Raw genomic sequence first — 12,504 nt, 5'->3', positions numbered from 1 at the left:
TTATTAAAAGGGCTCTGACCCCTTTTTCCCTTCACCGAACCAGGCCAGTTCCCGGTGCAGGCGCACCACGTCGCCAACGATGATCAGGGTTGGCGCGCGGGGCTGTTCCCGCGCCACTATCCCTTCGATGCTCGCCAGGGTTCCCACCAGCACCCGCTGGTCCTCGGTGGTGCCTCGCTCCACCAATGCCACGGGCGTGTCGGGCGCTCGCCCCACCGCTTGCAACTCGCGGCAGATCACCGGCAGGCCCATCAGGCCCATGTAGAACACCAGGGTCTCGGTGGTGCTGGTGAACTGGCGCCAGTCGTGCTCCACCCGGTCGCCCTTGAGATAGCCGGCCACGAAGCGCACCGACTGGGCGTGATCCCGGTGGGTGAGTGGAATGCCGGCATAGCAGGCGGCGCCGCTGGCGGCGGTGATGCCCGGCACCACCTGGAAAGGTATGCCGTGCTGCGCCAGCAGGGCGATCTCCTCGCCGCCACGGCCGAAGATGAAGGGGTCGCCGCCCTTCAGCCGCACCACCCGCTTGCCCGCCTGTGCCAGTGTCAGTAATTGTTCGTTGATGGCCTGCTGGGGCACCGCGTGATCGGAGCGCGCCTTGCCCACGTAAATCCGCTCCGCGTCCCGCCGGGCCATATCGACAATGGCCGGGGCCACCAGGCGGTCGTAGAGCACCACGTCGGCGCTCTGCAACAAACGCAGGGCCTTGAAGGTCATCAGGTCCGGGTCGCCGGGGCCGGCGCCCACCAGGTAGACCTCACCGCGGTGGCCAGCCGCGCCGTCGCGCAGGCGCTCGCGCATGCGCTGCTCGGCTTCCGCCTCGCGCCCGGCCAGTACCTGCTCGCCGATGGCGCCCTCCACCGCCTGTTCCCAGAACAGGCGCCGGGCAGTGTCGTTGGGCAGCGCGGTTTTGACCCGCTCGCGCCAGCGCCCGGCAAAGGCCGCCAGCCGGCCATAGGCGGCGGGCAGCATGGCCTCCACCTTGCGCCGCACCAGGCGCGCCAGTACCGGGCTGGTGCCGGAACTGCTCACCGCGATCAACAGGGGGTTGCGGTCGATCACCGCGGGAAAGATGAAACTGCACAGGGCGGGAGTATCCACCACATTGACCGGCAGGCCGCGGGCCACCGCGTCGCGGTGCACCCCGGCGTTGACCGCCGCGTCGGGGGTCGCCGCCACCACCAGGGTCTGGCCGTCGAGATCGCCGCCGGTATACGCCGCCCGCCGCCACTGGCCACTGTGCTCTGCCAGCAACTGCTCCAGCTCGGCGGTGATCGCCGGGGCCACCACGGTGAGGCGGGCGCCTGAGCGCAGCAACAGGCGGGCCTTGCGCGTGCCCACCGTGCCGCCCCCCACCAGCAGCATCGGTGCGTCCTGCAGGCGCAGGCAGACCGGCAGGTAGTCCACCTTTTCTAGGCCCCCGGCACGAGTTCGGTGATGCCGCCCATATAGGGCTGCAGGGCCGCGGGCACCGCCACGCTGCCGTCCTCGCGCTGGTAGTTCTCCAGCACCGCCACCAGGGTGCGCCCCACCGCCAGGCCGGAGCCGTTAAGGGTGTGCAGCAGCTCGGGCTTGCCGGTGTCCGGGTTGCGCCAGCGGGCCTGCATGCGCCGGGCCTGGAAATCGCCGAAGCTGCTGCAGCTGGAGATTTCGCGGAAGGTGTCCTGGGCCGGCAGCCAGACCTCCAGGTCGTAGGTCTTGCGCGCCGAGAAGCCGATGTCCCCGCCGCAGAGCACCACCTTGCGGTAGGGCAGCTCCAGCGCGCGCAGCACCGCCTCGGCGTGGCCGGTCAGTGCCTCCAGGGCGGCGTCGGAGTCCGCCGGGCGCACCAGCTGCACCAGCTCCACCTTCTCGAACTGGTGCTGGCGGATCATGCCGCGGGTGTCGCGGCCGTAGCTGCCCGCCTCGCTGCGGAAACAGGGGCTGTGGCAGGTAAAGCGCAGGCCGCGCTCGCCGAGCTCATCGGCCTCGAAAATGCGGTCGCGGCCGACGTTGGTTACCGGCACCTCGGCGGTGGGAATGAGGTAGTACTCGTGATCGCCGGCCAGTTTGAACAGGTCTTCCTCGAACTTCGGCAGCTGCCCGGTGCCGCGCAGGGAGTCCCGGTTGACCAGGTAGGGCACGTAGATCTCGCGGTAGCCGTGCTCGCCGGTGTGCAGGTTGAGCATGAACTGGGTCAGCGCCCGATGCAGCCGCGCCAGGGGGCCGTACATCACGGTAAAGCGCGAGCCGGTGATCTTGCCCGCGGTCTCGGCATCGAGACCGCCCAGGCCCTCGCCGATCTCCACGTGGTCGCGGGGAGTAAAAGCCAGTGCCGGCGGCTCGCCCCAGCGTGCCACCTCGACGTTGTCGTCCTCGCTGGCCCCCTCGGGCACGTCCCCGGCGGGAATGTTGGGCACGCCCAGCAGAAGTTCGTCGAGTTCGCCCTGCACGACGCGGGCCTGTTCGGTGAGGTCATCGATCTGCGCGGCGATCTTCTCCAGGGTTTCGTTGACCTGGGCCTTGGCGTCGTCGACGCTCATCCCCTGGCCGACGAGCTGCCCGATCTTCTTCGACGCGCTCTTGCGCTCGGCGAGCAGGGCCTGGCTGTCCACGTCCGCCTGCTTGCGCCGGGCATCCAGCGCCTGAAAACCGGCGATGTCAAATTCGAATCCGCGTTTGGCCAGTGCCCGGGCAGTCGCCTCGGGGTCTTTCCTGACCGCCTTGATATCCAGCATTGAAAGACTTCCTGTATGTGATCGTTAAAGCGACGCGCTGACCATGCGCGTCAGGTAGATGGCGGAGCCCGCCGCCGCCACGCAGCTGACCACGCTGACCAGCATGTAGCCGAGCGCGTGCGCGCTCTCCCCCGCCTCCAGCAGCGTGATCGCTTCCAGCGAAAAGGTGGAGAAGGTGGTGAAGGCCCCCAGGAACCCCACCATCAGCACGCCGCGCCAGTCGGCGTGGATGTGCTGGCGCTCGATCAGCACGAAGATGATGCCGATGCAAAAGGAGCCCAGCACATTGACCATCAGGGTACCCAGCGGCCAGCGCCCTTCCCACAGGCTGTGCGCCCAACTCGACAGCAAATACCGCGTCACCGCGCCCGAGGCGCCCCCCAGGGCGACGAAGAGGATGAACTTCATGAAGCCACGCGCCCGCTCTCAGTCGTAGCGGCGTATTGTACTGGTTTTGTCCCGCTCGCGCAGAGCCTCCAGCTTGGCGCGGATGCGCTGTTCCAGCCCGCGGTCCACCGGCTGGTAGTACCGGCGCTCGCGCAGGGGCTCGGGGAAGTAGTTCTCGCCGGCGGCATAGGCGTCGGGCTCGTCGTGGGCGTAGCGGTATTCGCTGCCGTAGCCCTCGGCCTTCATCAGCGCGGTGGGCGCGTTGCGCAGGTGCAGGGGCACCTCGTAGCTGGGGCTCCCCTCCACGTCGGCGCGGGCCGCCTTGTAGGCGCTGTACACCGCGTTGCTCTTGGGTGCGCTGGCGAGGTAGGTGATGGCCTGGGCCAGGGCGAGTTCGCCCTCGGGGCTGCCCAGGCGTTCCTGCACCTGCCAGGCATCCAGGCACAAGGTGAGCGCCCGGGGGTCGGCGTTGCCGATATCCTCACTGGCCATGCGCACCACGCGGCGGGCGATGTACAGCGGGTCGCAACCGCCGTCGAGCATGCGGCAGAACCAGTACAGGGCGGCGTCCGGCGCGCTGCCGCGCACCGCCTTGTGCAGGGCGCTGATCTGGTCGTAGAACAAATCGCCGCCCTTGTCGAAGCGGCGCAGGGAAGCCTGGAGCACTTCCTCCAGGGTTTCCCGGGTAATGCGCCGCGCCCCGCCCTCCTCCACCGCCAGGTCGGCCGCCAGCTCCAGCAGGTTGAGGGCGCGGCGGGCGTCGCCGTCGGCCTGGCGCGCGATCAGTTCGAGGCACTCGGGGTCCGCCGCCACCGCCGGCTCCAGCGCTTCAAGCCCCCGCTCCAACACGCCTTCCAGGTCCTCCGGTTCCAGCGCCCGCAACTTGTAGACCCGGGCCCGGGACAGCAGCGCGTTGTTGAGTTCGAAGGACGGGTTCTCGGTGGTGGCGCCGATAAAGATCAGGGTGCCGTCCTCCACATGGGGCAAAAAGGCGTCCTGCTGGGACTTGTTGAAGCGGTGCACCTCGTCCACGAACAACACCGTGTCTCGCCCGCCCGTCCGGTTCTGCTTCGCGCGGGCGATGGCCTCGCGAATTTCCTTCACCCCGGAGAGCACCGCCGAAATCTGCAGGAAGTCGGCGTCGGCATTGGCGGCGACAATACGCGCCAGGGTGGTCTTGCCCACCCCGGGCGGTCCCCAGAACACCATGGAGTGCAGCTGCCGCCGGTCGATGGCCTGGCGCAGGGGCTTGCCGGGGCCCAGGATGTGCGCCTGCCCGGCGTAGCCCGCCAGGTCACCGGGGCGCAGGCGCGCCGCCAGGGGCTGGTAGCCCGCCGCCTGCCGGTCGGCAAACAGGTCGTTGGTCACAACATATAACCGATTTGGTTAGTTTTTGACATTTAAACGTATCTGGTTTATAAATTTAACTAAAACAGTTAGCCGTCTTGTTTTTTACCCATAATGGTTAAATATAGCATGCACGGCTACGGCTGGGGAATGATGCGATGTACTCACTGGCTTTGATTGGCGATATCGTCGACTCGCGGGGGGTCGAGGAACGCGGCGCGCTGCAGCGCTCGCTCAACGCGCTGTTTGACGACCTGAACCGACGATTCGCCGACTCCCTGTTGTCGCCCCTCACCCTGACGCTGGGCGACGAATTCCAGGCGCTGTTTGCGCGCGCCGACGACCTCTGGACAGTCATTACCTGCCTCCAGGCCGCGGTACACCCGGTGCAAGTGCGCTTTGGCCTGGGGTTGGGCGACATCGTCACCGACATCAACCCCCAGGCCGCGCTGGGCATGGACGGCCCCGCGTTTCACCTCGCCCGCGACGCCGTGGAAGCCCTCAAGGACGAAGGGGGCCTCCTCAGGGTGGCGGGCCTGGAAGACGGCGACCTGATCAACCCGACGCTGTTACTGCTGTCGGATGCGCAGACGCGGTGGCGCGGCACCCGGTTCCGCGTGTTTCGCGACTACCTGGGCGACAGGCCGGTCGAGGAGATCGCAAAAGACCTGGATATCAGTAAAGTCGCCGTGTACAAAAACATCAATGACGGCATGCTCGCAACGATCGCGCATGTACTGCGCGCAATCACTGCGCGAATGAACGGGGCCCTGCAACAAGCGCATGGACATTGAATACCAAACCTATCTCAGCCTGCTGTTGATCACCCGCCTGGCGCTACTGCGGCAGGACGGCCCCGTGTCCCTCGGATTCTCGATGGCACTGGGGGCAAGCCAGATACTGCTGGTCGCCCTGGGTTTCGGCCTGTCCGGCGCCGCGCTGCCCGCGATCGCCGCGATCGCGCTGTTCACCCTTCCCGGCGGCATCGCGGAACGCTGGGTTTCCCCGCTCTGGTGGCGCCTGCTATCCCTGTTCGGGCTGGCGGTGACGCCCGCGCTGCTGCAGCCACTGGTGGGCGAACTTGCCTTTAGCGACGCTGCACTGCGCACCGGCGACCTCGCGGACGGGCTCGGTGCGTTGATGGTCGGCGCGGAGCGCTGGGAGAGCGCCCGGATCCTCTCTCCCCTGCTCGCCGTGCTGGTGCTGGCCAACGAGGCCAATATCGCCATGCGGGTGGTGCTCGGCGCCTGCGGCCTGGTGCCGCGAAGGCCCCCCGGTGACACCGACAGCCAAGCGGAAACCGACACCCGGGAATTCAACGCCGGACGGGTAATCGGCATCCTGGAACGCTGGTTGATGTTCGCGGTGATTGCCTATGCCGGCGACTGGAGCGCACTGGGTTTTATCATCGCCGCCAAGGGCTTGGTGCGCTTCAACAAACTCCAGGACCCGATATTCGCGGAGTACCTGCTGGTGGGAACGCTGCTATCGACCCTGTTCGCGATCGTCGTGGCGGCCTGGCTGGGATGAAGCCCGCGGCTCACTGGTCGTAATAAAACAGGTCGGCCCCGGCCGGGGGTGAAAAGCCAAAATCCCGCGGCGCCAGCGGCGCGTTGCGGCGCACCTCGGCGAAACCCACTTCCACGCGCTGCCCCAGGTTGTCGACGATGCCGAGGCCCTTGATATCCACGCCCTCGAAGCGCACCACCAGGGAGCGGAAACCGGCCTCCGCCGCCGCGGGCGTGAGGCGGAAGTCGCCCTCATCCTCCCCCTCAAGCGCCTCCACCCGGTAGCCCTCGCGCAGGGCCGACTCGTCGCCCCCCAATACCTGCAGGGGGCTCATGGCGCCGCTCGCCACCGGCCGGCGGGTGACGGTTTCCAGGTCGCGGTCGTGGTGCCACAGGTACTCGGGGGTGGCCAGTATGAGCTGGCTGTCGGGGGATTCGATTTCCCAGGCGAAATAGCCCGGCCGCAACAGTTTGAAATGGCCGCGGGTGGTAAGGGCTTGATCGCTGCCCTCGGGGTACTGTCGCTGGATGAAGGCGCCCTGCAGGGTTTCCAGGGTGGACAGGCGATCGAGCAATAGGCCGGCGTCATCGGCCCGGGCTGGCAGGGCCGATACGAGGGCGCAAAGGAGTGCGAGGCAGAGGTGGCGGCGGATCATAGCGTCGTTTTCCGGTTGTGGCGGGTTATTTTCGGCGGGTTCGTTGCGCCTGCGGTTGGCCGAATGAACTGCCCGAAAAAGAGGGGCAGGCTCTCGGCCCTACAGGGCGGACCGTGCACCTTGTAGGGCCGAATTCATTCGGCCATTTTTCAGGGTTGGACAGCGGTGGGGGCACACTTACTCCGGTGGCGGCGGCGCCAGCACTTCGCGCTGCCCGTTGCTGCCCATTTCCGACACCACGCCGGCGGACTCCATGGCCTCGATCAGCCGCGCCGCGCGGTTGTAACCAATGCGCAACTTGCGCTGCACCGAGGAGATGGAGGCGCGGCGGCTCTGGGTCACGTAGTGCACCGCCTCGTCGTACAGGGCATCGTCCTCCTCGCCCTCCTCGGCGCCGCCCGCCTGCTGCAACTCGGCGGCGGTGACCGGAGTGCTGCCGCCCTCATCCAACAGACCCTCGATATAGGCCGGCTCGCCGCGCTTCTTCCAGTCGGCCACCACCCGGTGCACCTCCTCGTCCGACACGAAGGCGCCGTGAACCCGGTTGGGCAGGCCCGAGCCCGGCGGCAGGTAGAGCATGTCGCCGTGGCCCAGCAGCTGTTCCGCCCCGCCCTGGTCGAGGATGGTGCGCGAGTCGACCTTCGACGACACCTGGAAGGCGATCCGCGTGGGCACGTTGGCCTTGATCAGGCCGGTGATGACGTCCACCGAGGGCCGCTGGGTGGCCAGGATCAGGTGGATACCCGCCGCACGCGCCTTCTGCGCGATGCGCGCGATCAGCTCCTCCACCTTCTTGCCGACAATCATCATCATGTCGGCGAACTCGTCGATCACCACCACGATCGCCGGCAGCGTCTCCAGGCTCGGCGGGGTCTGCTCCTCGTCGGTCTCGGCGTAGATCGGGTCCGGGCTCCACAGCGGGTCGGCGATCGGGGTGCCCGCCTTCTCGGCCTCCATCACCTTGCGGTTGTAGCCCGCCAGGTTGCGCACGCCCAGCGACGCCATCAGCTTGTAGCGCCGCTCCATTTCCGCCACGCACCAGCGCAAGCCGTTGGCGGCGTCCTTCATGTCGGTGATCACCGGGGTGAGCAGGTGCGGAATGCCGTCGTAGACCGACAGCTCCAGCATCTTCGGGTCCACCATGATCAGCCGCACCTCGTTGGGCGTGGACTTGTACAGCAGGCTGATCAGCATGGCGTTCACGCCCACCGACTTACCGGAACCGGTGGTGCCGGCCACCAGCAGGTGCGGCATCTTCGCCAAGTCCGCCACCACCGGCTCGCCGGAGATGTCGTGACCCAGCGCCAAGGTCAGTGGCGAGCGGGACTGGTCGAAGGCCTTGGCGGAGAGCACCTCGCGGAAGTTGACGATCTCGCGGTCCTCGTTGGGAATCTCGATCCCCACCACCGATTTGCCCGGAATCACCTCCACCACCCGCACGCTGATCACCGCCAGTGAGCGCGCCAGGTCCTTGGCCAGATTGGAGATCCGCGACACCTTGGTGCCCGGCGCCGGCTGGATCTCGAAGCGGGTGATCACCGGCCCGGGGTAAACCGCCACCACTTCGGCCTTGATGTTAAAGTCGGCCAGTTTCAGCTCCAGCAGCTTGGACAGGCCCTCCAGGGCCTCCTTCGAGTAGCCCTTGTCGGGGTCGTGATGGGCTTCGTCCAGCAGGTCCAGGTGCGGCAGCTCGCCGGTCACCGGAGCATCAAACAGGGGTTGCTGCTTCTCCTTCTCCACCCGCTCGCTGGTCTCGGGCTTGGGCTTGAGCGGCTTGATCTTGGGCGGCTTGCGTTTTTTCGATTTCTCCACGTGCTCGTCGATCTGCTGCTTGCGCACCTCCAGGGCTTTTTCCCGGGCCCGGCGGTCGCGCAGGTTGTCGAGCGTACCCACCACCCAGCTGATCGCGCGCCGGCTGCCGCGCAGGGTCCACGCGCCCAGGGTTTCCATCAGCCGCAGCCAGCTGAGATCGGTGAAAATGGTCATGCCGAACAGGAACACCGCCAGCAGGATCAGCCGGCTGCCGATGTCGTTGAAAGCCAGGGTGAAGGCCTCGCCGATGGCCAGCCCGAGAATGCCGCCGGCGCCCTGGGGCAGGCCGGAACCGCCGGGGTCGTTCATCGCCGCCAGCGCGGTGCCGGCGATCATCACCAGTACCAGGCCCAGCGCGCGGATTCCCAGGGTCACCCAGTCGAAGGGCCGGGCGTCGTGGCGCTGGATCAGGATGATCACCGCGCGGTAGGCCAGCAGCAGCGGGAACAGGTAGGCGGCGTAGCCGACCAGGGAGAAGGCCACGTCCGCCAGCCAGGCGCCGGTGGGACCGCCGGCGTTGGCGATCTGGCCGCCGCTGCCGGTGGCGGACCAGCCGGGGTCGCGCGGGCTGTAGGTGAGCAGCGCCAGGAGCAGGTAGAGGCAGATCGCGCTGACGCCAATGAAGGCGCCCTCGCGCAGCCGGGGGCCGAGGAAACTCTGGGTGTTGGTCGCTTCAGGCACGGTTGCTAGCGGATCCTCTGGGTTTCAGTACATTTTGCCACTTTTTTAAGATATTCAGAAGCTTATGTTCAGTTTTTAGAATCGTCCTAGGCTTTGCCCGGTACGCCCCTTTAAATTACCATAATCGACCCAATCATCGGTGGACAGCGCCCGCCCCCGCGCGGCGAGGATGTGCCACCCACTGACCAGGAATTGAGCGACCATGAGCGACGTCCAGCATCACCCCCTGATTATTCTCGGCTCCGGCCCCGCCGGCTATACCGCGGCGGTTTACGCGGCGCGGGCCAACCTCAATCCCGTGGTCATCACCGGGATGCAACAGGGCGGCCAGCTCACCACCACCACCGAAGTGGAAAACTGGCCCGGCGGCCCCGCCGACCTGCAGGGCCCCGCGCTGATGCAGCAGATGCAGGAACACGCCGAGCGCTTCGACACCCAGGTGGTGTTCGACCACATCGAGGAAGTGGACCTGGCGGTGCGCCCCTTCCGTCTGTCCGGCAGCAACAACTACACCTGCGACGCCCTGATCATCGCCACCGGCGCGTCCGCGCAGTACCTCGGCCTGCCCAGCGAGGAAGCCTTCATGGGCAAGGGTGTCAGCGCCTGCGCCACCTGTGACGGCTTTTTCTACCGCAACCAGAAAGTGGCGGTGATCGGCGGCGGCAACACCGCGGTGGAAGAGGCCCTGTACCTGGCCAACATCGCCTCGGAAGTGGTCCTGGTTCACCGCCGCGACGCCCTGCGGGCGGAGAAAGTGCTGCAGGAGCGCCTGTTTGCCCGCGAGAAGGAAGGCAAGGTGACCATCCTGTGGGACCACGTGCTGGACGAGGTCCTGGGCGACGACAGCGGCGTGACCGGCATGCGCGTGAAGTCAGTGAAGGACGACAGCAGTTCCGAGATCGACCTGGCGGGTGTGTTCATTGCCATCGGCCACAAACCCAACACCGACATCTTCGCCGGCCAGCTGGACATGAAGGACGGCTACATCAGCATTCGTAGCGGCACCGAGGGCAACGCCACCGCCACCAGCGTACCCGGCGTATTCGCCGCGGGCGACGTGGGCGACCACATCTACCGACAGGCGGTGACCTCCGCGGGCTTTGGCTGCATGGCGGCCCTGGACGCGGAGAAGTACCTGGACAACCTCAACGGCTAGATACCGGCATGCCCCTGCTCCAGCGCCTGTCCGGCGGCGACGGCTTTCCGCCCACCTCCGAGGCGCTGGACTATCCCAACGGCCTGCTGGCGGTGGGCGGCGACCTCAGCCCGCGGCGACTGGAGGCCGCCTACCGCCGCGGCATCTTTCCCTGGTACCAGGCGCCCGAGCCGGTACTGTGGTGGTCCCCCGATCCGCGCTCGGTACTCTACCCCGAGGAACTCCACGTCTCGCGCTCGCTGCGCAAGACCCTGCGCCGGGACCGCTTCACACTGGCCGCCGACCGGCGTTTTCGCGAGGTCATGGCGGCCTGCGGCGACAGCCGCCGCGACGGCGAGGGCACCTGGATCGACGGCGCCATGGTCGAGGCCTACTGCGAACTACACCGGCGCGGCCGGGCCCACTCCATCGAAGTCTACGGCGACACCGGGGAGCTGGTCGGCGGGCTCTACGGCATCGCCCTGGGGCGGGTGTTTTTCGGTGAATCCATGTTCAGCCGGGTCACCGACGCCTCCAAGGTGGCCCTGGTTGCCCTGGTGTGGGTACTGCGTCGCGCGGGCTTTCGCCTGATCGACTGCCAGGTGGAGAGCGAGCACCTGAACTCGCTCGGCGCGCGCAATATTGCGCGGCTGGACTTCGAGCGCGAGCTTGACCAAACTGTGGCAATCGAGGCCGAGGGCATGGACTGGCGCCCGCCGGCCCGCTGTGGAGGTTTGCTTTGACGTCTTCCCTGCGCGATCTCAAGGTCTACACCACCTACCCCCATAGCTGCAGCTACCTGGAGGGCCAGGAGGCGACCACCCTGTTCATCGACCCCCGGCAGGAGGTCGACCAGCACCTGTACAGCAGCCTGTCGACCCTGGGCTTTCGCCGCAGCGGCAACCACGTGTACCGCCCCCACTGCAGTCACTGCAACGCCTGCGTGCCGGCGCGCATCCCGGTGGCGGACTTTCACCCCAACCGCAGCCAGCGGCGCGCCATCCGCCGCAATCGCGACCTGGGTGTGGAGCGCACCCGCGATATCCGCGATGACGAGGCCTATCTCCTGTACCAACGCTACATCGAGCAGCGCCACGCCGACGGCGATATGTATCCGCCCGATCGGGAGCAATACGAGTCCTTCCTCAACAACGCCTGGGACTGCACCCGCTACTACCGCTTTTACGACCACCAGCGCCTGGCGGCGGTGGCGGTGGTGGACGTGATGTTGGACGGCCTGTCGGCGATCTACACCTTCTTCGACCCGGACCACGAGCACCGCGGCCTGGGCAGTTACGCCATCCTGTGGCAGATCGAACAGGCGCGGGAAATGGGGCTGCAGTACCTCTACCTCGGCTACTGGATCCGCGACTGCCGCAAGATGGCCTACAAGGCCGCCTTCCGGCCCCTGCAGCTGTACCTGAACAACCGCTGGACAACGACCGCCGGCGACGCCTGACCCGCGCCGCTGATTGCGGCATTATTGATATGGCACATCCCCGCCGTTTAAGGCAAAATGCGCCCCTGTTTTTACAGAGGACCTGCCAAGGCATGGCGAAAGAAGACCAAATTGAAATGGAAGGCGAGGTGATCGACACCCTGCCCAACACCACCTTCCGCGTGCAGCTGGAAAATGGCCACGTGGTCACCGCGCACATCTCCGGCAAGATGCGCAAGAACTACATCCGCATCCTCACCGGCGACAAGGTACGTGTGGAGCTCACGCCCTACGACCTGACCAAGGGCCGCATCACTTACCGCGAGCGCTGATTAGCGCCTTCACTCCAGTATTACATGGAGTGCATTCCATGTGCTTGCCAGGGCTAGATTCTGTCGTGCCGCGTTGCAGGCGGAATACAGTGCCCGAGCCCAGCCGTTGTAGGGTCGAATTCATTCGACCGAAAGCGGCGGAATGAATTCCGCCCTACAGGAACCCTTCCCAGCCGTTGTAGGGTCGAATTCATTCGACCGAAAAGCGGCGGAATGAATTCCGCCCTACAGGAACCCTTCCCAGCCGTTGTAGGGTCGAATTTATTCGACCGAAAGCGGCGGAATGAATTCCGCCCTACAGGAACCCTTCCCAGCCGTTGTAGGGTCGAATTCATTCGACCGAAAAGCGGCGGAGTAAACATCTGCGTTCTAAGAACGCAGACTTGCTTTTAGCCCCCTATAAGGGGGCTGTGAAGCCAGCCTTCTTAGAAGGCTGGCCCAAGTTGTGCCATCTTCAGATTATCGACGTAAGTCCATACGGACTTGTTTCT

At 66.3% G+C, this 12,504-nt stretch carries 12 protein-coding genes; 6 read left to right on the top strand and 6 right to left on the bottom strand.

All coding sequences use genetic code 11. The features are described from left to right. Positions 1 to 3 precede the first annotated feature (3 nt). Genes cysG through JYP50_RS13150 form a run of 4 tightly spaced genes read right to left on the bottom strand, consistent with a single transcriptional unit; the run spans position 4 to position 4,472 of the window. Complete coding sequence (cysG, locus tag JYP50_RS13165; protein ID WP_206561005.1) at positions 4 to 1,407, bottom strand: siroheme synthase CysG; 1,404 nt, start codon at positions 1,405 to 1,407, stop codon at positions 4 to 6. Positions 1,408 to 1,412: 5 nt separating this feature from the next. After that, on the bottom strand, positions 1,413 to 2,717 hold the full coding sequence (serS, locus tag JYP50_RS13160) for a serine--tRNA ligase (RefSeq protein ID WP_206561004.1): 1,305 nt from the start codon (positions 2,715 to 2,717) through the stop codon (positions 1,413 to 1,415). A gap of 24 nt (positions 2,718 to 2,741) precedes the next feature. After that, positions 2,742 to 3,125 (bottom strand): fluoride efflux transporter CrcB, encoded by a 384-nt coding sequence (crcB, locus tag JYP50_RS13155; protein WP_206561003.1) that lies wholly within the window; start codon positions 3,123 to 3,125, stop codon positions 2,742 to 2,744. Between the two features lie 18 nt (positions 3,126 to 3,143). Next, a complete protein-coding gene (locus JYP50_RS13150) occupies positions 3,144 to 4,472 on the bottom strand; it encodes an AAA family ATPase (protein WP_206561002.1) in 1,329 nt (442 codons plus the stop codon). A gap of 137 nt (positions 4,473 to 4,609) precedes the next feature. Here JYP50_RS13150 and JYP50_RS13145 point away from each other — a divergent pair, with 137 nt between their 5' ends. Further along, the gene (locus JYP50_RS13145; RefSeq protein ID WP_206561001.1) at positions 4,610 to 5,245 is read left to right on the top strand and encodes a SatD family protein; all 636 of its coding nucleotides are present in this window, start codon (positions 4,610 to 4,612) and stop codon (positions 5,243 to 5,245) included. Next, entirely contained in the window at positions 5,235 to 5,981 is a 747-nt protein-coding gene (locus tag JYP50_RS13140) for a hypothetical protein (RefSeq protein WP_206561000.1), read from the top strand. The genes JYP50_RS13145 and JYP50_RS13140 overlap by 11 nt, the downstream gene beginning before the upstream one ends. Before the next feature lie 10 nt (positions 5,982 to 5,991). Here the strand turns inward: JYP50_RS13140 and JYP50_RS13135 are convergent, their stop codons facing one another. Beyond that, on the bottom strand, positions 5,992 to 6,615 hold the full coding sequence (locus JYP50_RS13135; RefSeq protein WP_206560999.1) for a LolA family protein: 624 nt from the start codon (positions 6,613 to 6,615) through the stop codon (positions 5,992 to 5,994). 177 nt (positions 6,616 to 6,792) lie between these two features. Continuing rightward, positions 6,793 to 9,108: a DNA translocase FtsK 4TM domain-containing protein gene (locus JYP50_RS13130; RefSeq protein ID WP_206560998.1), complete on the bottom strand. Its 2,316-nt coding sequence runs from the start codon at positions 9,106 to 9,108 to the stop codon at positions 6,793 to 6,795. A 202-nt stretch (positions 9,109 to 9,310) separates the two neighbouring features. Between JYP50_RS13130 and trxB the strand changes: the two genes are divergently transcribed. The 4 genes from trxB to infA all read left to right on the top strand — a co-directional run bounded on the left by trxB (position 9,311) and on the right by infA (position 12,013). Continuing rightward, positions 9,311 to 10,264, top strand: coding sequence for a thioredoxin-disulfide reductase (trxB, locus tag JYP50_RS13125; RefSeq protein ID WP_206560997.1), 954 nt, complete (start codon positions 9,311 to 9,313; stop codon positions 10,262 to 10,264). A gap of 8 nt (positions 10,265 to 10,272) precedes the next feature. Then, positions 10,273 to 10,986: a leucyl/phenylalanyl-tRNA--protein transferase gene (gene aat, locus JYP50_RS13120; protein ID WP_206560996.1), complete on the top strand. Its 714-nt coding sequence runs from the start codon at positions 10,273 to 10,275 to the stop codon at positions 10,984 to 10,986. Next, complete coding sequence (locus JYP50_RS13115) at positions 10,983 to 11,702, top strand: arginyltransferase (protein ID WP_206560995.1); 720 nt, start codon at positions 10,983 to 10,985, stop codon at positions 11,700 to 11,702. Before aat ends, JYP50_RS13115 begins: the two co-directional genes overlap by 4 nt. A 92-nt stretch (positions 11,703 to 11,794) precedes the next feature. After that, the gene (gene infA / locus JYP50_RS13110) at positions 11,795 to 12,013 is read left to right on the top strand and encodes a translation initiation factor IF-1 (RefSeq protein ID WP_027948202.1); all 219 of its coding nucleotides are present in this window, start codon (positions 11,795 to 11,797) and stop codon (positions 12,011 to 12,013) included. Positions 12,014 to 12,504: the final 491 nt, after the last annotated feature.

It is taken from the genome of Parahaliea mediterranea, from assembly GCF_017255185.1.
Taxonomy (GTDB): domain Bacteria; phylum Pseudomonadota; class Gammaproteobacteria; order Pseudomonadales; family Halieaceae; genus JAFKCZ01.
Note: the sequence above shows the minus strand (reverse complement) of the source record. Positions and strands in the feature narration are given on the sequence as shown.